We start from the raw sequence: 23,944 nt of genomic DNA on the forward strand, positions 1-23,944 counted from the left end.
CCCGTCAGGCCATCCAGAAGAACACCGCCGTCATCCGCTTGTCCTCCAGCTCCTTGCCGCAGTAACCCGTCGCGCTGTGCACGAGGTTGGCGTTGTAGAGGAGGAGGCGGTTGTACTTGTGGGGGACGCGGACGTCCTCCTCGAAGTGGTCGGCGGGGACGAACCTCGTGCCGAGGGCCTCGACCAGGTTGTTGTGCGGGGCCTGGACGATGTTGCCGCCGAGCCGGCCGCCGGGCAGTGACTGACGGTAGAAGGCGGTGCCGCAGTCCTTGTGGACACGGGGGTTCAGGTACAGCACGGCGGCGTACCGGCACAGCGCGCGGGAGTCGGTGTGCGGGCGGGGCTCGCTCTCGCCCTCGCCGACCACCTGGACGCAGTTGTGGTTGAGGGTGCCGCCGCCGGGCGCCTGCTGCACCCACAGCTTCTTCGCGCCGGTGGCCTTCTTCACCAGGTTCTCGACGCGGGCGAGTTCACCGGGCTCCAGGCCGGGCATGGCGCGCAGGCCGGGCCAGGTCTCGGAGGTGTACGGGTAGCCCTCGACCCAGTCGTCCTTGGCCAGACACCGCTCCCGTACGGCGTCCACCTCGGGCAGGACGTCGTCGAGGACCCAGTAGTCGCGGCCCTTGGTGGGCTTGCGGTACGGCAGGACGGGAAGGGCGGCGGGCATGCGGGGCGGTGGCTGTGGGGGCATGCGGGGAATCTATGCCGGGGTTCCCTCTCGCCGCTCCCGAGGAATGGTCAACTCTTCTTTACCCGCGGCAAAATACAAATCTTTACCTGCCGCACCGATACGAACCGCCTCCGCGTCCGTACTGCTGTGCGTCCGAACCGCCCCGTGCCGTCAGCGTGGGCGGATCCACGACCGGGCAGGAGGCACGGTGCGCTTTTCGCGGAACGCGACGGGAACCCTCTTCGTGGGCGGTGCGATGGCCGTGACCCTCGCGGCACTCGCCTACCCGAGCATGCTCGGGCTGACCAAGGCGACCACCGCGCAGGACCGCGTCATCGCCAACACCCAGTGGGGGCCGCTCACCGAGCAGGACCGGGACTTCGTGGTGAAGGTGCGGGCCGCCGGTCTGTGGGAGTACCCGGTGGGGCAGATAGGGCTGCAGAAGGGCACCACACCGGGGGTCCTCACGGCCAGCAAGCACCTGGTCGACGGGCACGCGGCGCTGGACACCACCTGCCGCAAGATCGCACCGATGCTGAACATCACGCTGCCCAACCTGCCCAGTCCCCAGCAGCAGGGTTTCGTCAGCCAGTTGAAGGCGGACAGCGGGAAGAAGTTCGACAGCGACTTCGCCAACATCCTGCGGATGACGCACGGCGCGATCTTCAACACCATCTCGAAGATCCGCTCCACCACCAAGAACTCGCTGGTGCGCGCCCTCGCCGACCAGGCCAACGACACCGTGCTGGACCATATGACGGTGATGGAGAAGACCGGTCTGGTCGACTTCGACCAGACCATCTTCCAGCAGACCACCCCGCCCAAGCTGCCCAACTCCGACCTGACCCCGCCACCCCCGGCCGCCGGTCAGCCGGAGGTGGTGCTCACGCCGCCGCCGAACCCCACCTCGACGCCCGTCGACCTCAGCGGGCTGACCGGCGGCAGCGGCGGCGTGGGCGCGAGTCCGGGGGCGAGCCCCGGCCCGACCGCGGGTTAGGCCAGCCACACGGTCGTGTCCGGCGGGAGGGTCCTGCCGTCGATCGGGGAGCTGGTCAGCAGCACCTCGCCCAGCGGCAGCCGTACCGGCCCGTCGCCGAGGTTGGTCACGCAGCGCCAGCCCTCGCTGCGGGTGAAGTCCAGCACTCCGGCGGGGGCGTCCGGCGTCCAGGTCAGCTCCTCGCCCTCCAGCAGCTTGCGGCGCAGCCGCAGGGCGGTGCGGTACAGCTCCAGGGTCGAGCCCTCGGCCCCGGTCTGGGCCTCGACGGCGTACGCCGCGAAGGACGACGGCTGCGGCAGCCAGGCGCCGCCCGGCCCGAAGCCGTACGACGGCCCGTCCGCCGTCCAGGGCAGCGGCACCCGGCAGCCGTCGCGGCCCTTGCGGACATGGCCGGTCTGTTCCCAGATCGGGTCCTGCAGCACCTCGGTGGGCAGGTCGGCGACCTCGGGCAGGCCGAGTTCCTCGCCCTGGTAGAGGTACGACGATCCGGGCAGCGCGAGCATGAGCAGGGTCGCGGCGCGGGCCCGGCGCAGCCCGGCTCCGGGGTCGATCGCGGGTGCGCTGCCGCCGGACAGCAGCCAGGCGGCGGGGTCGGTGCCGGGCGGAAGCATGAGGCGGGAGGCGTGCCGTACGACGTCGTGGTTGGACAGCACCCAGGTCGCGGTGGCGCCGGCGGCCCGGGCGGTGGCCAGTTCGTCGGTGATGACCCGGCGGAGCTCGTCGGCGTCCCAACGGGTCTCCAGGTACTCGAAGTTGAAGGCCTGGCCGAGTTCGTCGGGGCGGGCGTACAGCGCGCGGCGGGGGCCCGGGACCCAGGCCTCGGCGACCGCGGTGCGCGGCGGGCTGTAGGCGTCGAGGACCTTGCGCCAGTCCCGGTAGATCTCGTGGACCTCGTCGCGGTCCCAGTACGGGTGGCTGCCCGGCGGGACCAGCGGCAGGGACTCCTCGCCGGTGGCGCCGATGTTCCCGATGTCCCGCAGCGGCTCGGCGAGGTCCTTGGCGAGGCCGTGGGCGACGTCGACACGGAAGCCGTCGACGCCCCGGTCGGACCAGAAGCGCAGGGTGGTGCGCAAGTCGGCGCGGACGTCCTCGTTGTCCCAGTTGAGGTCGGGCTGTTCGGGGGCGAAGAGGTGCAGGTACCACTCGCCGTCCGGGGTCCGCTTCCAGGCGCTGCCGCCGAAGACGGACTGCCAGTCGGTGGGCGGTAGTTCGCCGTGCGGGCCCCGGCCGGGCCGGAAGACATAGCGCTCGCGGGCCGGGGAGCCGGGGGCGGCGCGCAGGGCCTCCTGGAACCAGGGGTGCTGGTGCGAGGTGTGGTTCGGAACGATGTCGACGACGACCTTCAGGCCGAGCCGGTGGGCCTCGCCGACCAGAGCGTCGAAGTCGTCCAGGGTGCCGAGGCGGGGGTCGACGTCCCGGTGGTCGGCGACGTCGTAGCCGCCGTCGGCCAGTTCCGAGGGGTAGAAGGGGCTCAGCCACACGGCGTCGACGCCGAGGCCGGCGAGGTGGTCCAGGCGCTGGGTGATGCCGCGCAGGTCGCCGAGTCCGTCGCCGTCGGCGTCGGCGAAACTGCGGGGATAGACCTGGTAGATGACGGCCTGCCGCCACCAGTCGGGGTTCTTGGGGGAGAGGTCGGGGGAGCGCTCTGCCATACGGGATCCCTTCGGGAAGGAGGACGATACAGGGAATCTGTCCACATTGCCCGGAAAAGGAACCTTCGGCCGGTGCCGGAGGGTACCGGCCCGCCGCTTACGGGCGCTCCACCGTCTCCAGGTACAGCTTCACGAAACGGTCCACGTCGACCTCCAACGCCACGTGCACCAGGGCCTGTTCGCGCCTGCCCTCGTGGATCTCGGACTCGCCGGGGCGGGGACGGCGGTCGACGATCGTCTGGCCCCGGGTCGGGCCGGGGGCGAGGCAGACCTCGACCGGCAGCAGGCGGGTGGTGATGCCCTGCGGGTCGGCGACCGCGCACACCGCGCCCGCGTCGCCGAGGCCGCCCGCCTCCTCCGCCTCGGGGGCCTCGCCCTGGGCGGTCGGCCGGTGCGCGAGGAGTTCGCCGGCCAGACGGGTGCCGGGGTCGCTGCTCGCGCGCATCCGGTGGACGTCCGCCGCGTCCACGACCACCTGCATGAACACGTCGAGGCCGTACATCGTGATCGGCACCCCGGCGGTCAGCAGGACCGCCGCCGCCTCCGGGTCGTGCCAGACGTTGAACTCGGCGACCGGCGTGGCGTTCCCGACGGACACCGCGCCGCCCATGAAGACGATCCGCTCGATGTTGCGGGTCACCTCCGGATGGGTGCGCAGGAGCAGGGCGATGTTGGTCAGCGGCGCGGTGGGGATCAGGGTGACCGGGCGCGGCGAGGCCAGGATCTCGCGGCGCAGGAGGGCTACGGCGTCCAGCTCGGACGCGCTGCGTCTCGGCGCGGGCAGGCCCAGGTCGCCCATGCCGTCGGAGCCGTGCACGTGCTGCGCCGACCGGGCCGGCTCGATCAGCGGGCGGTCGGCGCCCCGGCCCACCGGGATGTCCGGGGCGCCCGCCTGCTCCAGCACGGTCAGGGTGTTGCGGACCACGCCGTCGACGTCCGTGTTCCCGGCCACGCAGGTCACCGCCCGCAGATCGAGACCCGGGTGGCGCACGGCGAGCAGCAGGGCGAGGGCGTCGTCGACGCCGGTGTCGCAGTCGATGATCACGGGAATGGGCTGACCTGTCACGGCGGACTCCTTCCGTCAAGCCGACCTTAGATCAGTACCGCCGCTCCCACAGGTGCGGTCACCCCCGCAGGCAACCGTCACTCCCACAGCGCGGTGCCGCGTGCGGCCACCCGTCCGGCGATCCGGGACAACAGCTGCGGCACCGGCAGCTCGCCGGGCCGGCGGCCGTCCCGCAGCCGTACGGCGGCCAGGCCCGCCGCGGCCTCACGGGCGCCGATCACCGCCTGGTACGGCACCAGGCGCGCGGCGCGGATCCGGGCGCCGAGGCTGCCCTGCTCCGGACCCGCCACCTCGGCCCGCAGACCCTTCTCCACGGCCTGGCGCACGACCTGCGCCGCCTGCTCCAGCTGCTCCTCGCCGACCGGCAGGACGGCCAGCTGCACCGGGGCCAGCCAGGCCGGGAAGGCGCCGGCGTGCGCCTCGATCAGGTGGGCGACGGCCCGCTCGACGCTGCCGATGATGCTGCGGTGCACCATGACCGGGCGGTGCCTGGCGCCGTCCGCGCCGATGTAGTGCAGGTCGAAGCGGGCCGGCTGGTGGAAGTCGATCTGCACGGTGGACAGGGTGGACTCGCGGCCGGCCGGGTCGGCGATCTGCACGTCGATCTTCGGGCCGTAGAAGGCGGCCTCGCCCTCCGCCTCCTCGTACGCCGCGCCGGACGCGTCCAGGACCTCCCGCAGCAGTTCGGTGGCCCGGCGCCACAGCTCCGGATCGGCGACGTACTTCCCGCCCTGCCCGGGCAGGGACAGCCGGTGCCGTACGGCCTCGATGCCCAGGTCGGCGTAGGCGCGGGCGATCAGCTCCAGCGCGGCCCGGGCCTCCTGGACCGCCTGGTCCAGGGTGCAGAAGATGTGGGCGTCGTTGAGCTGGATGGCGCGGACGCGGGTCAGGCCGCCGAGGACGCCGGACAGCTCGGCGCGGTGCATGCTGCCCAACTCGGCGATGCGCAGGGGAAGTTCCCGGTAGCTGTGGGAGCGGGAGCGGTAGATCAGGGCGTGGTGGGGGCACAGGCTGGGCCGCAGCACGAGCTCCTCGGACCCTTGGGGGCCCAGCTTCATCGGCGGATACATGTCGTCGCTGTAGTGGTCCCAGTGCCCGGAGATCTCGTACAGCTCCCGTTTGCCGAGCGCGGGCGAGTACACGTGCCGGTAGCCGGCCCGGCGTTCGGCCTCGCGGATGTACTCCTCCAGGGTGTGCCGTACGACAGCTCCGTCCGGCAGCCAGTACGGCAGGCCCGCGCCCATCAGCGGGTCGGTGTCGAACAGACCGAGCTCGCGGCCGAGCCGGCGGTGGTCGGGGAATGGGGCGTTCACGGGGTCTCCTCGCTGCGGGAGGCGAACGCCCACGGAAGACACAAAGCCCCGGGGCGTTCGCCCCGGGGCTTCGATGCTGGTCAGGTGTCAGCGCGCCGGGACGGTCTCCGGCGTCGTCGTGCTCTTCGGGCACTGCTGGGCGCGCTGCATGAGGCGAACGTAACAAGCGCGGAAGCGGCGGGTCGAGGCAATTCCCGCGGGCCACTCACCCGGATCCGGCGGACCACTCACCCGGATCCGGCGGACCACTCACCCGGATGGTCCGGGAGCGCTGGTGGGCCGGTCGGGGCGGTGGTGCCGTGAGATCAGGCACCACACCAGGACCCCCACCGGCCGCAGCCCCGGAGGCACCTCGATGACCTCTCTGCACGACGCGCTACGCCCCCGCGGCCTCCCCCTCTGGCTCACCATCGCCGGTCTCCTCGCCATAGGCGGCTGCGCGGCCCTCGCTCTGAACCAGCCGGAGACCGCGACCCCGCCCCTCCCGACGATCGACAAGCCGTCGCCGTCGCCGAAGACGTCCAAGCGGGCCGACGGCTCCACCCTCACCGACGGGCAGGCACAGGCCGCGCTCCTCAACGAGAACGACCTCGGCGCCCCCTGGACGGCGACCCGCGGGGCGGCCACCTGGCGGGACCAGCTGCTGAAGGCGACCACCTCGGCCGGCGCGTGCCAGCGGCTGCTGGACGCCCTCTACACCGACGAACTCCTCGGCGGCCCCGCCCGCGTCGCCGTAGGCCTGGACAACACCGACACCGACGCCCAGCTGCGCTACCAGATCGCCGCCCGCCGCCCCGCCGAGGTGGACGCGGCCCTCGCCTGGCTGAAGACTATGCCGGCGCAGTGCGCGCGGTTCACGGCCACCACGGGGACCGGGATCACGGAGGACGTCCAGGTCAGCGACGCCCCGCTGCCGCAGGTCGGGGACGCGCGCCAGGGCCTGCGGGTCAGCATCGCCGCCACCGATTCCCGCAACCGCCACGCCGTGCTCACGCTGGACGTGGCCGCCGTCCGGGTCGGCCCGGACGCGTTCGCCCTCACCAACGGCGGCTTCGGCGACGTCCCGAACGACGCGACCCAGGCCGCCGTCCAGATCGGCGCCCTGCGCCTGACGGACATCCGCAGGCAGGGGCGGGCACAGGTGTGACCGTCGGCCTCTACAGCGGCGGCTGCGCCGGTGCCGGGCCCAGGGTCGTCGTGCCCGGGGTGGTGCGGTGGCCGAGGCCGGTGCGGTAGGCGTCCAGGGCGGCCTCGATACGGCCCGTGCGGCGCAGCAGGTCGCCCAGGAGGCGGCACAGGTCGGCCAGGTCACCGGCGGCACCCGCGCGTTCCAGGATGCTGAGCGCGCGGACGTAGTGCTCCTCGGCGGCCTCGGTGTCGCGGGCGTCCTCGGCGATGATGCCGAGCAGGCGGTGGGCCGCGGCGGCGTGCACCGCGCCGCGCTCGGAGGAGAAGTCGCCGAGGACGCCCTCCAGGAGTACGGCGGACTCCTCCGGCTTTCCCCTGCGGTGCAGCACGTCGGCCAGTTCCACGGCGGCCTGGCTGCGGTACAGGGCGGCCCGGGACTCGGCGAGCATGGCGTGCGCCTGGCGCAACTCGGACTCGGCGCGCTCCAGGTCGCCGTTCTGGGCGCAGACGTAGCCGCGCATCCAGTGGCAGTTGGCCAGCTCCGTGCGCAGGCGCAGCCGGCGGTACAGCTCGGCGGCCTTGGCGAGGGAGGCGTCGGCCTCGGTGACCCGGCCCTCGGCGATCAGCGTGCGGGCCACCGATCGGTGCATCCGGGCGATCAGTGCGGGGTCGCCGGCCTGCGGCGCGAGCGCGAGGGCGAACTCGGCGGCCTGGGCGGCACGGGCGTGCGCGCCCATGTCCATGTACGGGCCGATCACGCTGGCGTAGAGCAGGAGCAGGGCGTCGGGGTCGTGCAGTCCGCCGCGGTTGAGTTCGTCCAGCGTCGACTCCAGCAGGTAGACGGCGTAGCGGAGTTCACCGGCCAGGTAGTGCGCGACCGCGCGGCCCCGGACCGCCGGTACACGCACCGGGAGGGAGTCGTCCGCGAGGTGCGCCTCGGCGCGCTCGAAGGACTCCCGCGCCTTGTCCAACTCGCCCGTCTCCAGGGCGCATTCGCCCAGGCCCAGCAGTGCGGTGGCCTGCTCGCAGCCCAGTCCGTGGGTCTCCGCCTCCGCGAGCAGCGCCGTGTACTGTCCGGCGGCCTCCTCGGCCCTGCCGTCGGCGAGGACGCGCTGGGCCTCGGTGAGGCGCAGGCGCAGGTCGGTGGCGAGGCGGGCGGGGCGGCCGACGGCCAGCTCCTCGAAGGCGACGCCGAGCCGGCCGGCGATGTGCCGCAGCGCCTCGTCGGAGGCCCGCACCCGGCCCGCCTCCAGGGTGGAGATGTACGCGGGTGTGTAGGCGGGTTCCGCCAACTGCCGCTGGGTGAGCCCGCGCTGGTTGCGCAGCTGCTGTACGCGCCGTCCGATGACCGCAGGGTCGTCCCGTTCCCGCATCGCGCCGAACCCCCAACTGCCCTGGGACCCCTTGCCGTTGGGCCCGTTCAGCCCCTAGGTTAAACGGCGGATTAAGTCTGCTTAATACGTCGCTGTTGTGTTGCGAGGTCACCGTGCCCGGACGTACATCCGAACCCTACGGAAACACCACCGCACGCAGGGCGGTCGCCGCCGCGCTGATCGCCGCGACAGCCCTGATCCTCGCGGCGAACGCGGGCCCGGCCCGCGCGGCGGAACCCCGGCCGACGGCCCAGCCCCGGTCGACCTCGACGCAGTCGCCTCCGGTGCTGCCGCTGTAGGAGGACATACGCCACCACCACGGTTCGTCCAACCGCGAGGGATTCGGATCGAGTTCGCGAAGGTCCACGATGCAGCGGAGGGTAACGCCCCGAACGCGTACAGGTGGCCCTGTTCGCCAAACCGCCGGAGGCCTACGCTGCCGAGCATGACCTCTGCCGCCGCCCGAACGGCCCTGGACCTGACCGCCGACCTCCCGGTTGCGGAGCTGGAGGGCCTCTACCGCGACCTGCACCGCCACCCCGAGCTGTCCCTGCGCGAGCACCGCACCGCCGGGACGCTGGCCGGGCGGCTGAAGGGCGCCGGGTTCGAGACCGTCGAGGGCGTCGGCGGCACCGGGGTCGTGGGCCGGCTGGCCAACGGCGACGGGCCGACCGTACTGCTGCGGGCCGACATGGACGCGCTGCCGGTCGGGGAGGCCACCGGGCTGCCGTACGCCTCGGAGGCGGACGGGGTGATGCACGCGTGCGGGCACGATCTGCACGTCACCTGGCTGACCGGCGCCGCCGAGGCACTGGCCGCCGGGCGGGAGACCTGGCAGGGCACCCTGCTGGTGGTGGGCCAGCCGGCCGAGGAGACCGGGCAGGGCGCGGCCCGGATGGTCTCGGACGGGCTGTACGAGCGGTTCGGCCGGCCCGACGTGCTGCTCGGGCAGCATGCCGCTCCCGGCCCGGCGGGCCTGTACCCGCACGCGCCGGGACTGATCATGTCGGCGGCGACGGACGTGGACATCGTGGTGCACGGCGTGGGCGGGCACGGTTCGCGTCCGGAGGCGACCGTCGATCCGGTGGTGACCGCCGCCTACCTGGTCACCCGCCTCCAGACGGTCGTCTCCCGGGAGCTCGCCGCCGGCGAGTCCGCCGTGCTGACCGTGGGCCGGATCGAGGCCGGCACCCGGCACAACATCATCCCGTCCGAGGCCCGCATCTCGCTGAACCTGCGCAGCCAGTCCGAGGAGGTACGGCAGCGGATGCTGGCCGCGATCCGGCGCATCGCGCGGGGCGAGTGCCTGGCCGCGGGATGCCCGCGCGAACCCGACATCACGATCGGCAACATCTTCCCGGTGACGGTGAACGACGCGCCCACCGACAGGACGGTGGCCGCCGTGCACGGCGAGGTCTTCGGCGCGGGCACGGTGTTCGACCCGGGCCCGGCGATGGGCAGCGAGGACTTCCCCGCGCTGGCGCTCGACGGGGCCATCCCGTACTCGTACTGGTTCGTGACCACCACCCCGGCCGAGGTGTGGGCCCAGGCCCCCGGCGACACCTTCCCGGAGAAGTTCGCGGCCGTACCCAGCAACCACAGCCCCCACTTCGCGCCCGACCTGTCCGTGATCGCGCCCGGCGTGCGCACGCTGGTCTCCGGGGCACTGGCGCTGTTGCCGGTGGCGTGACGGGACCTACCGGGCCGCCTGGAGCTGGCGCAGCTGCCGCTGGACGTTCTCCAGCGCGCCCTGCCGTCTGCCCGGCACCCGCAGCCGCAACTCCGCGAGGGCGGGCCCGAGTTCACGGGCGTCGTCCGGGGCCGTGATCCTGCCCCACTGGTGGTGTGCCCGGTCCACGGCCGCCTCCACGGCGGGTGCGTCCACCGCCTGCCCGGCGGCCAGCCGCACCCCGGCCACCGCGAGCCAGGCCCGGCAACTGCGCACCGCGTCCCCCGCGAACATCGCGAGGTCCGCCCGGACTTCGGCCCAGTGCAGGGCCTCGTCGGAGGCCGCGCCATGGGCACCCACGGCAAGCTGCTCCTGCTGAGCGGCCAGCACATCGGCCTCCCCGTGCCGCCCGCCCTGCACGGCAGCGCTGATGGCGGCATGGGGGTCCAGCCCGGCGCCGGGGAAGTCTCGCTCGACGGGGTGTGACCGCTGCCCGTTGCCGGGCGGGGGCGGGGCCTGCCCTGCGGCGTGCGGAGGCTGGTTGAGGGCGTGCGCGGGCTGCCTGGTGCCGTGCGGGGGCGGGACCTGCACGGCGGCGTGCGACAGCTGCCTGGTTCCGGGCGGGACCTGCTCGACGGCCTGTGGCGGCCGCTTGACGGCGTGCGGGGACTGCCCGGTACCGGGCGAGGACGGGGCCTGCCCGATGGCGGGTGGGATCTGACCTGCTGCATACGGGGCCCGCCCGGCGGTGGGCGGGGGCGCGGGCTGCGTGATGACGGGTGGGTGCTGCTCGGCGGGATGCGGCGTCTGCTCGGTGCCGGGCGCGGTGGGGGCTCGGCCTTCCGGCCGGCCGAGACGGATGGGCGGGTGGGCGAACGGGGGTCTGGGGGCGGAGCCCCCCGGAATGGCCAGCACCAGGTCACGCCCGGCACTCGACTCCGCGATCCGAGCCAACGCCTGCTCGTGCAACCGGGGAAGCGGCGGCCGGTGCCCACTGCGCAGCAGCGTCGCCACCGCCTTCATGTACGCCGGCTCGGCCATCCCCCGCCGCCCGGCCCCCGGCGCCACACGACCGTAAACCGCGGCATTGGCACCGCAGTCCAGCCCGCGCTCGGCGACGTACTGCCACGCCTCCGCATCCCCGTGCAGGTCCACGACCAGCGCGGTGTCCGCAGCGGAGCGCAACCGCAGCTCCTCCCGTATCCAGTGCCAGGGCAGCGCGGTGTAGCGCACGGTCGCCGCGGTGGTGCGCGCCAGCGCCAGATGGGGCAGCCGCTGCCGGCGGTCCAGCTGCAGCTGCCCGGCGATGTACAGGGTCAGTGACCCGGGCGTGGCCGCGGCGGCGCGCAGCCGGGTCAGTACCGCCTGCGGCTCCAGCGGGTCGGCGAGTTCGACGACGTTGGCGGTGTCGGTGCCGGACAGCACGGCGGGGGCGACGGCTGCCAGCACCGGCAGCACACCGGCCGCGTCCACCAGGCGCCCCCGGCCCACCGGCGAGGCCGCGAGCAGCAGCACGGTTCCGGGCATCGGTCCTCCCCCTGTAGCCCTGTCGGGCCCGGTAGCCCTGTCGGGCCTGCCGACCCTGCCGAGGCCGGCCGGCTCTTCACGCTCTCCAGCCAGCACCGTAACCGCTGCGGCTGCAAACGTGTGCCCCGGGAAGGCCTCAGGACCGCAAACGTCCCTCTTCGCCGTCTTCGCCGTCTTCGCGCGCCGCCTCCCGCGCCCGCCGCACGGCGAACACCGTGGTGTCGTCGACCAGCCGGCCGCCACAGTGCCGCAGGACGCCGTCGCGGACCAGCCGGACCAGCAGCCCGGGGTCGGGGTGGCCCGTCCCGGCGGCGACCGCGGGCCCGAGCTCCCGGACCAGCGGATAGAAGGTGCCCCGCCGGTCGCGGGCCTCGGTCACCCCGTCGGTGACCAGCAGCAGGGTCTCGTCGGCGGCGAGCGGCACCCGGTGCACGGGCGGCAGACCGCCCACCAGGTCGGCGAAGCCGAGCGGCAGCCCGTCGCCGCTGGGCAGCTCGCGCACTCCGCCCGGGCCGATGGCGAGCGGGGCCTCATGGCCGAAGTTGACGACCTCGATGGTCTCCGGGGTGTCCTCGGGGAAGCCGATCAGCACGGCGGTGGCGAACCGGTCGCCGTCCGCGCGGCCGAGCGCGGTGGTGTGCCGGCGGTGCCGCAGCATCCGGATCTCCAGGCGCTCGGCGACGGTCGCGAGGTCCTTCTCGTGGTAACCGGCCTCGCGGAAGGTCCCGAGCAGCGCCGCGGCCGTCTCCACCGCGCCGAGCCCCTTGCCCTGCACATCGCCGACGAACAGGCGGGTGCCGTGCGGGCCGGGCTGGATGTCGTAGAAGTCGCCGCCGACCCGGGCCTCGACGTCGGCCGCCAGATACACCCCGGCGTGCTCCAGCCCGCCCCAGCGCGGCGGCAGCGGGCGCAGCACGGTACGGCGGGTGGTCTCGGCGATGTCCTGGATGTGCAGGGTCTGCCGCTCCTTGCGCAGGCGCACGGCACAGGCCACCACGGCCAGCATGCCGCCGACGGCGACCAGGACGAAGTCGCCGAGACCGGCCTGGTACTGGCCCGGCCAGGCGCTGTCGACGGCGACGTACGTCACCACCGCCAGCACCGCGAAGGCACCCGTCGTCCACACCCCGCAGATCGCGGCGGCCGTACCGGGGACCAGCACGATCCAGGTGATGATCCGGAACCGCTCGGTGGTGTTGAAGTCCAGCAGCACGATGCCGACGAGCAGCAACAGGGGCGGCACCCAGGCGACATTCCGGCCGCGTACGCGCAGCAGCTGGCGGCGCCGCCCGTACTCCATCTCCGTCACGGCGGGCAGCCCTCCATGTCTCTCGGCGTCTCCCAGCGAAACACGGGAGACAAACCGCCGCATCCGGGCACCCGTCACTCTCCTGGCCGACTTGCCGGGCCCTGCCCCCAGGTGTGCTCTGGAAGGCGGGGGCGAGGAGAGGAGTGCTCTCATGGCTCAAGCGACACCCGTGCCCGGCGGCATGTCCCGCCCCGGCCGCAGGGAGATCGGAGAACGGCTTCCCGGTGGGCGGCGCACCCGTCCGCCCGACGTCTTCGGCGGGCGCACGCACCGCATCGCGCACTTCGCCGTCCCGGTCGTACTGGGCCTGATCTACGGCTACTGGGTCGCGGCCGACGCGCGCCAGGGCGGCCCCATCACCGGCGGGAACCTGCTGCTCGGCTGGCTCAGTGCGCTGGTGTTCGCGGTGGTGTCCATCGCCCTGCTGAGGCTGGCCCCGCGGATGTCGCGGGAACTGCACGCGCTGCTGTGGTCGGCGTTCACCGGTATCGCGTTCGGCTTCCTGTACATCCAGACTCCGCACTCGATCTGGCGGTCCGTGATGATGTCGCTGCTCGTCGCGGGGTGCACCTTCGGCACGTTCTTCTACCGCTACTACACGCGCGAGGACGCCTTCGGGCGCCGGGTCCGCTGAGCCGGACGGGCCGCGGGCGGGCCGCGCGGGTGTGGGCGTGGGTCCCGGCGGGACGGGACCCACACCTCCCCCGTGTTCCCCACTTCCCTCGCCCCGGCCTTGCACCGGTCTCCTCCCCCCAACACCAGGAAACACCCGTTCGGGTGAACCCTCCACCGGAGATCGGAGAGCCCAGTTCCGCCAAGGGGTGCGGTCGCTTCCGCCAAGGAGTGCGGTCGCTTCCGCCAAGGAGTGCGGGGCAGTTCTCCCAAGGGGTCAGGGCCTTCGCCCGAATGCACGCGCCCCGCTCGCGCACGCGCCCGCGGAGCCGTTGTCTGAAAGCGTGCCCCCACGTCTCAGGAGCGCCCTGTCGGCCGTACTGCTCGCCCTGTCCTGCCTCCTCGCGCCGTTCGGCGCGCTGGCGGCCTGGGCGGCGTACGGGCTCGTCGACACGGGCCGGTACGTCACCACGATGGCGCCGCTCGCCGCCGACCCGAATGTGCGGGAGGCCGTCGTGGACACGGTCGGTGACGGCATCCTGCGCGCGGTGGACCAGCATCTGGGCGTCCGTCCGGCGGGCGGCTCCGTCCGCCCGTTCGTGCGCGACGCGGTGCGCTCCTTCACCCAGACCGAGGCCTTCCGGCTGGCCTGGGACACCGGCAACCGGGTCACCCACGACGCGATCGTGCGGGCCCTGCGCGACGAGGAGGACGGCGGGGCGGCCGGGCGGCCGGTCACCGTCGACCTCGCCGCCGTCACCGACCAGGTCAAGCGTCAGCTGACCCGGGACCATGTGCCGCTCGCCGCACGGATCCCGGTGGAGCACACCGCGGTCCCCGTGCTGCCGGCGGGCGAACTGGCCTCCTTCCGGAAGGGTTTCCACGTGCTCGAAGTCGCCGGTTTCTGGCTGCCGGTGGCGGCCGTCGCCTTCGCCGCCACCGGGATCGCCCTCGCCGTCCGCCGCCGCCGCGCCGTCGCCGCGACCGCGCTGGGCACGGCCCTGGGCGGCGGACTGCTCGCCCTGGCCCTCGCCGTCGGCCGCGGCCTCACCCTCGCCGGCCTGCCCGCCGACGTGCCCCATCCGGCAGCCGGCGCGGTCTACGACGCCCTCACCGGCACCCTGCGCACGGCGGCCTGGCTACTGCTCGGCCTGGGCCTCACGGTGGCGCTGACCGCATGGCTGACCCGCCACCTGCCCCTGACCCGCCGTCTGCTCCCGCTCCGGCCCGCACACGCCCCCCACCCCTCCGCCCCACCGGTGTCGCCCCCACCCCACGCCCCGGCCCAGACACCGACCCGGGCAGAGGCCTGACGACCCGGGCGCAGGCCTGACGACCCCCGGTACACGCCCCGGCGCGCACTGTCCCCAGCCTGTGGATACCTGCGCGGAGTTCAGCGGACCGGGGCCGACCACGTGCTGCTCTCGCCGCACTTCACCACGCCGGGCGCCCACTCCCGGACGACTCCGGGCGGACCAGGGCGCGGACCTGGGACGACTCCGGCCGGCGGGAACGAACCGGCGATAATGGCCGCATGTCGCGAGAGTTCCCCATCGGCCTCACCCCTCCCGACTGGCTGGTCCGGAACCTCCGCCCCCAGCAGGCCCCCGTCAACAAGGCCGCCATGGCCCGCGCCGCCGTCGCGATGGCGCTCCCCCTGGCGGTCGGCCTCGCCACCGGCCACCCGGCGTACGGCGCCCTCGCCTCCATGGGCGCCCTGTCCGGCGTCATCGGCGACACCGCCGACGCCTACCGCATGCGCATCCTCAACATCGCCGTCCCCCAGCTCTTCGGCGCGGTCGGCGTGACGCTGGGCACGCTGGTGTACGGCCACGGCTGGTACGCGGTGGCCGCGGTGACCGGGATCGCCCTGCTCTCCGGCATGATCTCGACGATCGGCGCGGTGGCCTCGGTCTCGGGCCTGCTCCTCCTGCTGAACTGCGTGATCGGCGCGGGCCTCCCGCTCCCCCGTCCCTGGTGGCTGGCCCCGGCCCTGATGACGGGCGGCGGCCTGCTGGTCCTCCTCCTCGCCCTGCTGTCCTGGCCGTTCCGCTCGGGCGTACCCGAACGCGCGGCGGTGGCGGCCGCCTACCGCTCCGTCGCCACGCTCCTCGCCGTCTCCGGCACGGACCGCACCGAGGAGTACGACGAGGCCCGCCGGTCCGTCACCCAGTCCCTCAACCAGTCCTACGACCTGATCCTGGCCCGGCGCGCCCGCCACCACGGCCGCAGCCGTGAACTCACCCGCCTGCTGGCCCAGTTGAACGCCGTCATCCCCGTGGTGGAGGCGGCCCCCGCGGCCCACCTGGCGGCCCGTCCGCTGCCGGCCCGGATCCCGGAGGCGGTCCGCCACCTGGCCCAGGCGGTCGAGACGGGCCGCACGGGCCCGACACCCCTGGACCTCCCGGTGCCGACGACGGAGACGGCCCGGGCGGTGGACCACGCCCTGCGCCACACGGCCGAGGTGGTGACGGCCCCCGACGTGGACCCCCGGGGCATCGACGACCGGCTGGGCCGCCCGGCGGCACTGGGCATCCGAACGGCCAGGGCGGCCCGCAGTGTCGTCCTCTCGGCCAACTCCTGGCGCTACGGCCTGCGCCTCGCGGTCTGCATCGGCATCGCCCAGGCCCTGGTGTCGTTGATCCCCGTTCCCCGCTCCTACTGGGTGGCCCTGACGATCACCTTCGTCCTGAAGCCCGACTTCGGCTCGGTCTTCTCCCGCGCGCTGCTGCGCGCCCTCGGCACGGTGGCGGGCCTGCTGATCGCGGCGGTGGTCCTGGCGGAGGTCCCGCTGGGCTGGTGGGACGTCCTCGTGATGCTGCTCCTGGCCCCCCTGATCCCGGCGCTGACCCCCCGGGGCTACGGCTACCAGACGGCAGCGATCACCCCGGTGATCCTCCTCCTCTCGGACATCCTGAACCACCAGGGCACGGCGTTGCTGCTCCCCCGCCTGACGGACTCACTCCTGGGCTGCGCGATCGCGCTGACAGCCGGCTACCTGCTCTGGCCGGAGAGCTGGCGCACCAGGGTCGGCGACCGGCTGGCCGACGCGGTGGCGGACACGGCGCGGTACGTGGAGACGGCGTTCGGCGCCGACGGGGACCCCGCCGCCCGGGCCCGCATGCGCAGGCGGCTCTACCGCGACCTGTCGGTGATCCGTACGGAGTTCCAGCGGGCCCTGACCGAACCGCCGCCGACCGGGCGCCGCGCCGCCGCGTGGTGGCCGCTGGTCGTCGCGGTGGAACGGATCATCGACGCGACCACGGCCGCGCGCGTCCGCGTACGGCACGGGGCGCCGCCCCCGGCCCCGGCCGAGATCGCCCAGGTGGTGCTGCAGCTCCGGGAGCTGTCGGAAGGCGTACGGGACGCGGAAATCCTCGTCCCGGTCCGCACCGACCTCACCGGTCCTGCGGGCAGCGTCCTGGAGCCCCTGCGCCAGGAGGTCGCGGCGGCCCGGTCGATCGCTTCCCCCCACTGAGCGCTTCGCTAACCTTACGTGTCCGTCCTGGCCAGGGATCGACGTGGATCAACTCACGCGAAGGGTTGCACACATGGGCATTCTCACTCTCCTGCGGAACGCATTCAGCCGCTCCCGCAAGGGACGCGCCATCGGGGCGGAGGGTGCGGACCGCCTGCCGGCGCAACCGGAAACCTCCCAGCCCACGCCCACCGCGGCCGACCCCACGGTCCCTGAACCCCGCCGTTCCTCCTCCTCGGAACACGACCTGGTGGCAGCGGCCTTCGACAAGGTGAAGGTCCCCCACCCGGCGGACCCGACGGAGGACGAGCCGGAGCCGGAGCCCACGAAGAACACCGCGGAGCCGGAGCCGAAGCCGGAGCCGGAGAACAAGGCCGAGTCCGAGCAGCCGGTCACCGAGAAGGCCGAGCCCGAGGAGCCGACCGAAGCGGACACCACGCCCGAGGCCGAGCCGCAGGTCGCCCAGACGGCCGAAGCCGACGAGCAGACCGAGCCGCAGGCCGCGGAAAGCGCCGACGCCGAGGACCAGGCCAAGCCGGAGGCGTCGCAGCCAGCCGAAGCTGAGCAGACCGAGCCACAGGCCGCGGAGACGGCCGAAGCCGACGAGCAGACCGAGCCGACGGCCGCGGAAAGCGCCGACGCCGAGGAGCAGGCCAAGCCGGAGGCGTCGCAGCCAGCCGAAGCTGAGCAGACCGAGCCGCAGGTCGAGGAGACGGCCGAAGCCGACGAGCAGACCGAGCCGACGGCCGCGGAAAGCGCCGACGCCGAGGAGCAGGCCAAGCCGGAGGCGTCGCAGGCAGCCGAAGCTGAGCAGACCGAGCCGCAGGTCGAGGAGACGGCCGAAGCCGAGGAGCCGACCGCGTCCGACGAGACGACGGCCCCGCAAGCCGCCGACGGCGAGGACGCCCCACAGGGGCCACCCGCACCCGACGACGAGACCCGCACGGGTGGTGCGGGTGGGAACACCGACGCCGAAGGCGAAGCCGAGGCCAGCGACGACCCGGCCCCCACGCCGAAGACCCCCGCCACCACCCTCGCCAAGGTCAGGTCCCGCACCCCCTCCCTCGCCACCGCCTACAAGGCCGCCACGGCCACCCTGAAGGAGAAGGACCTCACCGGCACCCGCGCCAAGGTCTACCTCGTCCTCGACCGCTCCGCGAGCATGCGGCCGTACTACAAGGACGGCTCCGCCCAGGCCCTCGCCGACCAGACCCTCGCCCTCGCCGCCCACCTGGACCCCGAGGCCACGGTCCACACCGTCTTCTTCTCCACGGAGATCGACGGAACCGCCGACCTCACCCTCACCCCGGACCACGAGACGAAGATCGACGACGTGCACGCCGGCCTCGGCCGCATGGGCCGTACCAGCTACCACGCCGCCGTGGAGGCCGTACTCGCCCACTACGACGCGTACGAGAAGGACACCGCCCCGGCCACCCCCGCCCTCGTCGTCTTCCAGACCGACGGCGCCCCGGACGCGAAGACCCCCGCGACCCAGGCCCTCACCACGGCGGCGGACACCCACCCCGCCGTCTTCTTCTCCTTCGTCGCCTTCGGAGAGCACGACAACAAGGCCTTCGACTACCTCCGCAAGCTGAAGACCGGCAACACGTCCTTCTTCCACGCGGGCCCCACCCCCCGCGAGCTGACCGACGCGGAACTGTACGAGGGCGTCCTCGACACCTGGCGCCCGTAACACGGAGCCACGACGGGCCGTAACCGTCAGTGACCCCGGGCCGCCCGCTTCCCACCCTGCAAAACGGGAAGCGGGCGGCCCACCCATGTCGGCTACGATTTCAAGGTTCGAAACCGCAGAAAAGCAGCGACCTGGGAGCAGCCACGATGGCTCGACACCTCATCACCAGCGCCCTTCCGTACATCAACGGGATCAAGCACCTGGGCAACATGGTGGGGTCCATGCTCCCGGCGGACGTGTACTCCCGGTACCTCCGCCAGCGCGGCCACGACGTCCTGTACATCTGCGCCACCGACGAGCACGGCACCCCGGCCGAGCTGGCCGCGAAGGAGCAGGGCCTGCCGGTCGCCGAGTTCTGCGCGCAGGCGCACGACGCGCAGAAGGCGGTCTACGACGGCTTCCACCTCGCCTTCGACTACTTCGGCCGCAGCTCGTCGCCGGAGAACCGGGAGATCACCCAGCACTTCGCCCGCAAGCTGCACGAGAACGGCTTCATCGAGGAGCGGGCGATCCGTCAGGTCTACAGCCCCGCCGACGGCCGTTTCCTGCCCGACCGCTATGTCGAGGGCACCTGCCCGCACTGCGGTTACGACAAGGCCCGCGGCGACCAGTGCGAGAACTGCACCCGCGTGCTGGACCCGACCGACCTGATCAATCCGCGCTCGGCGATCTCCGGCTCCACGGAGCTCGAGGTCCGCGAGACCAAGCACCTCTTCCTGCTCCAGTCGAAGCTGGAGAACGAGGTCCGCGAGTGGGTGGCCCGGCACGACAGGGACTGGCCGCAGCTCGCCTCCTCCATCGCCCACAAGTGGCTGACCGAGGGCCTGCACGACCGCGCGATCACCCGTGACCTGGACTGGGGCGTCCCGGTCCCGGCCGACACCTGGCCGGAGCTGGCTGCCGAGGGCAAGGTCTTCTACGTCTGGTTCGACGCGCCGATCGAGTACATCGGCGCGACGAAGGAGTGGGCCGACCAGGACCCGGAGAACCGTGACTGGAAGTCGTGGTGGTACGACGCGGACTCCGGTGAGAACCCGGTCCGCTACACCGAGTTCATGGCCAAGGACAACGTCCCCTTCCACACGGTGATGTTCCCGGCCACCGAGCTGGGCGTGCGCGAGCCGTGGAAGAAGGTCGACTACGTCAAGGCCTTCAACTGGCTGACGTACTACGGCGGCAAGTTCTCCACCAGCCAGAAGCGCGGTGTCTTCACCGACCAGGCGCTGGACATCCTCCCGTCCGACTACTGGCGCTACTTCCTGATCGCCAACGCCCCGGAGTCGGACGACTCGTCCTTCACCTGGGAGCACTTCACCGCCACGGTCAACAAGGACCTCGCCGACACCCTCGGCAACTTCGTCAACCGCGTGCTGTCGTTCTCGAAGAAGCGCTTCGGCGAGGAGGTCCCCGCGGGCGGCACCCCCGGCGAGGCCGAGTCGAAGCTGGGCGGGCAGATCGCCGAGCTCCTCGCCGAGTACGAGGGGCACATGGAGGCCCTGCAGTTCCGCAAGGCCGCCGCGGCCCTGCGCGCCCTGTGGTCTGCGGGCAACTCCTACCTGGAGGAGAAGGCCCCCTGGCTGCAGATCAAGACGGACAAGGACGCCGCGGCCCTCACCCTGCGTACGGCGATGAACCTGATCCACCTGTACGCGGTGGTCTCCGAGCCGCTGATCCCGGCCACGTCCGCCGCCATGCGCCAGGCCTTCTCCCTCCAGGCCGACACCGCCACCTGGATCACCGAGGCCGAGGCCAGGTCCCTCACCGCCGTCCCCGCCGGCACGCCCTTCACGGTCCCCCCGGTCCTCTTCGCCAAGCTGACCGACGAGGACCTGGCGGCGTACAAGGAGCGCTTCGGCGGCGAGGAAGGCTGACAACTCCGACAGCCGAGGCGGGCCCGGGAAGGCGTACTTCCCGGGCCCGCCCCGTACGCGCCGGGGTTACTTCAGCACGCCGGCGCCGGTGGTGGCCGCCAGTTCCGCCGGCGTACAGGGGCGCGTAGCCGTCGGCGGTCGTCGTGTCGTAGACGTTGTCGTAGACGTGGATCCGGCCGATCCGGGCCAGCGGGGCGCGCTGCACGATGCCCTTCCACAGGTTGTGGTGCGCGGAGTCGGCCTTCGCGCCGCTGGTGGTCCCGGTGCCGGAGGCGGCCCAGCCGTCCTTGGCGGGGAGCGTCTGGTGGTACAGGTCGACGGCGCCGGCGTTCGCGCTCATCACGTACATCCCGGCGCCGACACCCGCGGCCACGACGGCGGCGGGCACGGCGAGGGTGCGCCGCTTGCGGAGGGACCGGCGGTGGGAGGGAGCAGCCACGGAGGAGTCCTTAAGGGTGTGCTGAACATGCCTTACGACTCCTCAGTGGCCGCCGCCGGCAAGGAAGTTGCCGCCTCGCGGTGAGAATCTCCGGCTCAGGAGGCGTACCCGAGGACGAGCGCGCCGACGACGGGTGCGGCGTACACGAGCGGGAAGGGGATGTGCGAGTACCAGCGGGCGCGGGCCACGGTGACGGCCGCGCCGAGGAAGTAGGCCACCAGCCCGATTCCGGCCAGCACCCCGATCACCGGCTCGAACAGCCCGACCACCAGCCCCACGGCTCCGGCGGCCTTGGCCACGCCGAGCAGGGTCCACCACGACTGCGGCACCCGGTAGTCGGTGAGCGCCTTGACGATCCACTGGGCCCGCAGCAGCAGTACGGCACCGGAGAAACCGGCCATCAGCGCGGCGAGCAGGGTGACGACGATCTGAGCGGTACGCATGAGAGGCTCCCATCGAGCATCGAGCGGTCGAAGAAGTGCGGACACCTCTCTGAACCCCGAGCCCGCGCCCGTGTGACAGGAACCCGGAAAAAATCTTGAACGTCCCCGAACCCCACCACCGGCTCCTCGCCGACGTCGTCACCGCGGGCGGTCCGTACGGGCTGGTGCTCGCCGGTGGATATGCCCTGCAGGCGCACGGTCTGGTGGCGCGGCCGCATGCGAACCTCGACTTCGCCACGGAGAGCTCCGAGGGCATGGACCGGATCGCCGCCGCGGTCGGCGCCGCCCTGGAGGCCCGCGGCCGGCAGGTGCGGACCGGTGCCGTCTCCGCGCTCACCGCACAGCTGACGGTCACCGACCCGCCGACCGGTGAGCCGTGCGCCCTGGCGCTGCACAAGGAGGCCTTCTGGCAGCCGCCGGACCTCACCGCGTACGGCCCGGCGCTCTCCCTGGAGGACGCCGTCGGCACGAAGATCCGGGCGCTGTACGACCGGGGCGCGGCCGTCGACCTGATCGACGCGCGGGCCGCCGCGACCCGGTTCTCCCTGCCCGATCTGGAGGAACTGGGCCGCCGGCACGCCCACGACCCGTTCGACCTGCCGACCCTGCAGTCCCGGCTGACGGGCACGGACTTCTACTCCGACGTGGACTTCCTCCGGTACGGCCTGCAGGAGGCCGAGGTCACCGCCCTGCGCGCCTGGGCCCAGCAGTGGTCCGACGACATCGGCGAGCGCCTGCTGGAGGACGGCGCGTCGCCCGACGCGGAGGACGGGGACTGACGACGGAGAGGCCCGGAACCCCACGCCGGGGTTCCGGGCCTCTCCCTTGAAACTTCTGCCGTACTACTTCGGCTGCGGCTTCCTGATGTTCAGGTGCAGCTCGCGCAGGCGGGCCTCCTCCAGCTCGGTCGGGGCGCCCATCATCAGGTCCTGGGCGTTGCCGTTGAGCGGGAAGGCGATCGTCTCGCGGATGTTGGGCTCGTCCGCGAGGAGCATGACGATGCGGTCCACGCCGGGGGCGATCCCGCCGTGCGGCGGGGCGCCGAAGCGGAACGCGCGGAGCATGCCCGCGAACTTCTCCTCGACGGTCTCGCGGTCGTAGCCCGCGATCTCGAAGGCCTTGAGCATGATCTCCGGCTCGTGGTTCCGGATGGCGCCGGAGGACAGCTCGACGCCGTTGCAGACGATGTCGTACTGCCATCCCAGGATGTCCAGCGGGTCCTGGGTCTCCAGGGCCTCCAGGCCGCCCTGCGGCATGGAGAAGGGGTTGTGCGAGAAGTCGATCGCGCCGGTCTCCTCGTCCTTCTCGTACATCGGGAAGTCGACGATCCAGCAGAAGCGGAAGACGCCCTCCTCGAAGTGGCCGGCGCGCTTGGCGGCCTCGACGCGGACAGCGCCCATGATCTTGGAGACCTCGTCGAACTCGCCCGCGCCGAAGAAGACCGCGTGGCCGGGGGCCAGGGACAGGCGCTTGGTCAGCTCGGCGACGTTGTCCTCGGTGAGGAACTTCGCGATCGGGCCGGACAGCGCGCTGTCCTCGCCCACGCGGACCCAGGCCAGGCCCTTGGCGCCCAGCGAGATCGCGAACTCGCCGAGCTGGTCGAAGAACTTGCGCGGCTGGTCCTGTACGGCCGGGACGGCCAGCGCGCGCACGTGCTTGCCGGCGAACGCCTTGAACTCCGAGCCCTCGAAGACATCCGTGATGTCGACCAGCTCCAGCTTGGCGCGCAGGTCCGGCTTGTCGGAGCCGTACTTCAGCATCGCCTCGCGGAACGGGATCCGCGGGAAGGGGGAGGTGACGTGCCGGCCGTCACCGAACTCCTCGAACAGCTCGGTCATGAGCTTCTCGATCGGCTGGAAGACGTCCTCCTGCTCGACGAAGCTCATCTCGACGTCGAGCTGGTAGAACTCGCCGGGCGAGCGGTCGGCGCGGGCGTCCTCGTCGCGGAAGCAGGGCGCGATCTGGAAGTAGCGGTCGAAGCCGGAGATCATCAGCAGCTGCTTGAACTGCTGCGGGGCCTGCGGCAGCGCGTAGAACTTGCCGGGGTGCAGACGAGAGGGGACCACGAAGTCGCGCGCGCCCTCGGGGGAGGTGGCGGACAGGATCGGCGTCGCCATCTCGTTGAAGCCCATCGCCGTCATCTTGTGGCGCATCGCCGAGATGACCGCCGTACGCAGCATGATGTTGCGGTGCATGCGCTCGCGGCGCAGGTCCAGGAAGCGGTACTCCAGGCGCCGCTCCTCGTTGACCCCGTCCTCGGCGTTGATCGTGAACGGCAGCGGCGCGGCGGCGCCCAGCAGCTCGACCTCAGCCACCTCGACCTCGATCTCACCGGTGGGCAGGTCGGGGTTGATGTTCTCGGTTCCACGTGAAACAACGCGGCCGTCGACGCGGACCGTGGACTCCTTGGAGATCTTGTCCAGGGCCTCGTACGAGGGCGTGCCGGGGCGGGCGACCAGCTGGGTGATGCCGTAGTGGTCGCGCAGATCGATGAAGAGGATGCCGCCCAGGTCGCGCCGATTGTGCAGCCAGCCGCTCAGCCGGACGTCGGTGCCGACGTCAGAAGCGCGGAGCTGGCCGCAGGTGTGGGACCTGTACCGATGCATCGTCGTTCATCCAGTCTTTGCGGATCGGGTGTCGCCAGGCGGGTACGGCCTAGGCCACCCCAAGGGTACCGGGCACCCCCAGCTCGGCTCCCCAC

20 protein-coding genes are annotated in these 23,944 nt (G+C 72.7%); 9 read left to right on the forward strand and 11 right to left on the reverse strand.

Translation table 11 applies throughout. From position 1 onward, the window contains the following. Positions 1–4: 4 nt before the first annotated feature. A complete protein-coding gene (locus tag LMU33_RS18340) occupies positions 5–691 on the reverse strand; it encodes a DUF6445 family protein (RefSeq protein WP_228621476.1) in 687 nt (228 codons plus the stop codon). 235 nt (positions 692–926) lie between these two features. Here LMU33_RS18340 and LMU33_RS18345 point away from each other — a divergent pair, with 235 nt between their 5' ends. After that, positions 927–1,667 carry a DUF4142 domain-containing protein gene (locus LMU33_RS18345; protein WP_249813962.1) on the forward strand — a complete coding sequence of 247 codons (741 nt, stop codon included), beginning with the start codon at positions 927–929 and terminating at the stop codon, positions 1,665–1,667. Here the strand turns inward: LMU33_RS18345 and LMU33_RS18350 are convergent. The 3 genes from LMU33_RS18350 to thrS form a co-directional block, all read right to left on the reverse strand. Then, entirely contained in the window at positions 1,664–3,319 is a 1,656-nt protein-coding gene (locus tag LMU33_RS18350; protein WP_228621477.1) for a glycoside hydrolase family 13 protein, read from the reverse strand. The two genes, LMU33_RS18345 and LMU33_RS18350, sit on opposite strands and share 4 nt — an antisense overlap. 97 nt (positions 3,320–3,416) lie before the next feature. Beyond that, a complete protein-coding gene (locus LMU33_RS18355) occupies positions 3,417–4,385 on the reverse strand; it encodes a nucleoside hydrolase (RefSeq protein ID WP_228621479.1) in 969 nt (322 codons plus the stop codon). Positions 4,386–4,462: 77 nt separating this feature from the next. Next, the gene (gene thrS, locus LMU33_RS18360) at positions 4,463–5,698 is read right to left on the reverse strand and encodes a threonine--tRNA ligase (RefSeq protein WP_228621481.1); all 1,236 of its coding nucleotides are present in this window, start codon (positions 5,696–5,698) and stop codon (positions 4,463–4,465) included. A gap of 355 nt (positions 5,699–6,053) precedes the next feature. On the opposite strand from thrS, the gene LMU33_RS18365 reads away from it, so the two are divergent. Further along, complete coding sequence (locus LMU33_RS18365) at positions 6,054–6,845, forward strand: hypothetical protein (RefSeq protein WP_228621482.1); 792 nt, start codon at positions 6,054–6,056, stop codon at positions 6,843–6,845. Positions 6,846–6,855: 10 nt separating this feature from the next. Here LMU33_RS18365 and LMU33_RS18370 read toward each other — a convergent pair whose 3' ends face one another. Together LMU33_RS18370 and LMU33_RS41695 are read right to left on the reverse strand one after the other, a co-directional pair. Next, positions 6,856–8,199 carry a helix-turn-helix domain-containing protein gene (locus LMU33_RS18370; RefSeq protein ID WP_228621483.1) on the reverse strand — a complete coding sequence of 448 codons (1,344 nt, stop codon included), beginning with the start codon at positions 8,197–8,199 and terminating at the stop codon, positions 6,856–6,858. 136 nt (positions 8,200–8,335) lie between these two features. After that, positions 8,336–8,506 carry a DUF397 domain-containing protein gene (locus tag LMU33_RS41695; RefSeq protein ID WP_308280792.1) on the reverse strand — a complete coding sequence of 57 codons (171 nt, stop codon included), beginning with the start codon at positions 8,504–8,506 and terminating at the stop codon, positions 8,336–8,338. A gap of 138 nt (positions 8,507–8,644) precedes the next feature. On the opposite strand from LMU33_RS41695, the gene LMU33_RS18385 reads away from it, so the two are divergent. Continuing rightward, complete coding sequence (locus tag LMU33_RS18385) at positions 8,645–9,889, forward strand: amidohydrolase (RefSeq protein WP_228621485.1); 1,245 nt, start codon at positions 8,645–8,647, stop codon at positions 9,887–9,889. Between the two features lie 6 nt (positions 9,890–9,895). Here the strand turns inward: LMU33_RS18385 and LMU33_RS18390 are convergent, their stop codons facing one another. Both LMU33_RS18390 and LMU33_RS18395 read right to left on the reverse strand, forming a co-directional pair. Beyond that, positions 9,896–11,395, reverse strand: coding sequence for a hypothetical protein (locus LMU33_RS18390; RefSeq protein WP_228621486.1), 1,500 nt, complete (start codon positions 11,393–11,395; stop codon positions 9,896–9,898). Positions 11,396–11,531: 136 nt separating this feature from the next. Then, positions 11,532–12,695 carry a PP2C family protein-serine/threonine phosphatase gene (locus tag LMU33_RS18395; protein WP_228621701.1) on the reverse strand — a complete coding sequence of 388 codons (1,164 nt, stop codon included), beginning with the start codon at positions 12,693–12,695 and terminating at the stop codon, positions 11,532–11,534. Between the two features lie 160 nt (positions 12,696–12,855). On the opposite strand from LMU33_RS18395, the gene LMU33_RS18400 reads away from it, so the two are divergent. From LMU33_RS18400 to metG, 5 genes are all read left to right on the forward strand, one after another. After that, entirely contained in the window at positions 12,856–13,338 is a 483-nt protein-coding gene (locus LMU33_RS18400; RefSeq protein ID WP_228621487.1) for a hypothetical protein, read from the forward strand. A 322-nt stretch (positions 13,339–13,660) separates the two neighbouring features. After that, positions 13,661–14,629 carry a hypothetical protein gene (locus tag LMU33_RS18405; protein ID WP_228621489.1) on the forward strand — a complete coding sequence of 323 codons (969 nt, stop codon included), beginning with the start codon at positions 13,661–13,663 and terminating at the stop codon, positions 14,627–14,629. A gap of 221 nt (positions 14,630–14,850) precedes the next feature. Continuing rightward, positions 14,851–16,794: an FUSC family protein gene (locus tag LMU33_RS18410; protein ID WP_228621490.1), complete on the forward strand. Its 1,944-nt coding sequence runs from the start codon at positions 14,851–14,853 to the stop codon at positions 16,792–16,794. Positions 16,795–16,867: 73 nt separating this feature from the next. After that, positions 16,868–18,490 carry a VWA domain-containing protein gene (locus LMU33_RS18415; RefSeq protein WP_228621491.1) on the forward strand — a complete coding sequence of 541 codons (1,623 nt, stop codon included), beginning with the start codon at positions 16,868–16,870 and terminating at the stop codon, positions 18,488–18,490. Positions 18,491–18,636: 146 nt separating this feature from the next. Further along, positions 18,637–20,361 carry a methionine--tRNA ligase gene (metG, locus tag LMU33_RS18420; protein WP_228621492.1) on the forward strand — a complete coding sequence of 575 codons (1,725 nt, stop codon included), beginning with the start codon at positions 18,637–18,639 and terminating at the stop codon, positions 20,359–20,361. Here the strand turns inward: metG and LMU33_RS41180 are convergent. Together LMU33_RS41180 and LMU33_RS18430 are read right to left on the reverse strand one after the other, a co-directional pair. Continuing rightward, complete coding sequence (locus LMU33_RS41180) at positions 20,276–20,800, reverse strand: pectate lyase family protein (RefSeq protein ID WP_228621493.1); 525 nt, start codon at positions 20,798–20,800, stop codon at positions 20,276–20,278. The genes metG and LMU33_RS41180 overlap by 86 nt on opposite strands. Positions 20,801–20,895: 95 nt before the next feature. Beyond that, positions 20,896–21,243: a DoxX family protein gene (locus tag LMU33_RS18430; RefSeq protein WP_228621494.1), complete on the reverse strand. Its 348-nt coding sequence runs from the start codon at positions 21,241–21,243 to the stop codon at positions 20,896–20,898. A 95-nt stretch (positions 21,244–21,338) separates the two neighbouring features. Between LMU33_RS18430 and LMU33_RS18435 the strand changes: the two genes are divergently transcribed. Beyond that, a complete protein-coding gene (locus tag LMU33_RS18435; RefSeq protein ID WP_228621495.1) occupies positions 21,339–22,022 on the forward strand; it encodes a nucleotidyl transferase AbiEii/AbiGii toxin family protein in 684 nt (227 codons plus the stop codon). 63 nt (positions 22,023–22,085) lie between these two features. Here the strand turns inward: LMU33_RS18435 and aspS are convergent, their stop codons facing one another. Continuing rightward, positions 22,086–23,849, reverse strand: coding sequence for an aspartate--tRNA ligase (aspS, locus tag LMU33_RS18440; RefSeq protein ID WP_228621497.1), 1,764 nt, complete (start codon positions 23,847–23,849; stop codon positions 22,086–22,088). Between the last annotated feature and the right edge of the window lie 95 nt (positions 23,850–23,944).

The organism is Streptomyces barringtoniae (assembly GCF_020819595.1).
Classification (GTDB): domain Bacteria; phylum Actinomycetota; class Actinomycetes; order Streptomycetales; family Streptomycetaceae; genus Streptomyces; species Streptomyces barringtoniae.

Excerpts from the sequence above, each read along its gene's own strand:
- LMU33_RS18340 (WP_228621476.1), bottom strand. The coding sequence starts at position 691 with ATGCCCCCACAGCCACCGCCCCGCATGCCCGCCGCCCTTCCCGTCCTG.
- LMU33_RS18345 (WP_249813962.1), top strand. The coding sequence starts at position 927 with ATGGCCGTGACCCTCGCGGCACTCGCCTACCCGAGCATGCTCGGGCTG.
- LMU33_RS18350 (WP_228621477.1), bottom strand. The coding sequence starts at position 3,319 with ATGGCAGAGCGCTCCCCCGACCTCTCCCCCAAGAACCCCGACTGGTGG.
- LMU33_RS18365 (WP_228621482.1), top strand. The coding sequence starts at position 6,054 with ATGACCTCTCTGCACGACGCGCTACGCCCCCGCGGCCTCCCCCTCTGG.
- LMU33_RS18370 (WP_228621483.1), bottom strand. The coding sequence starts at position 8,199 with ATGCGGGAACGGGACGACCCTGCGGTCATCGGACGGCGCGTACAGCAG.
- LMU33_RS41695 (WP_308280792.1), bottom strand. The coding sequence starts at position 8,506 with ATGTCCTCCTACAGCGGCAGCACCGGAGGCGACTGCGTCGAGGTCGAC.
- LMU33_RS18385 (WP_228621485.1), top strand. The coding sequence starts at position 8,645 with ATGACCTCTGCCGCCGCCCGAACGGCCCTGGACCTGACCGCCGACCTC.
- LMU33_RS18390 (WP_228621486.1), bottom strand. The coding sequence starts at position 11,395 with ATGCCCGGAACCGTGCTGCTGCTCGCGGCCTCGCCGGTGGGCCGGGGG.
- LMU33_RS18395 (WP_228621701.1), bottom strand. The coding sequence starts at position 12,695 with ATGGAGTACGGGCGGCGCCGCCAGCTGCTGCGCGTACGCGGCCGGAAT.
- LMU33_RS18400 (WP_228621487.1), top strand. The coding sequence starts at position 12,856 with ATGGCTCAAGCGACACCCGTGCCCGGCGGCATGTCCCGCCCCGGCCGC.
- LMU33_RS18410 (WP_228621490.1), top strand. The coding sequence starts at position 14,851 with ATGTCGCGAGAGTTCCCCATCGGCCTCACCCCTCCCGACTGGCTGGTC.
- LMU33_RS18415 (WP_228621491.1), top strand. The coding sequence starts at position 16,868 with ATGGGCATTCTCACTCTCCTGCGGAACGCATTCAGCCGCTCCCGCAAG.
- metG (WP_228621492.1), top strand. The coding sequence starts at position 18,637 with ATGGCTCGACACCTCATCACCAGCGCCCTTCCGTACATCAACGGGATC.
- LMU33_RS18430 (WP_228621494.1), bottom strand. The coding sequence starts at position 21,243 with ATGCGTACCGCTCAGATCGTCGTCACCCTGCTCGCCGCGCTGATGGCC.
- aspS (WP_228621497.1), bottom strand. The coding sequence starts at position 23,849 with ATGCATCGGTACAGGTCCCACACCTGCGGCCAGCTCCGCGCTTCTGAC.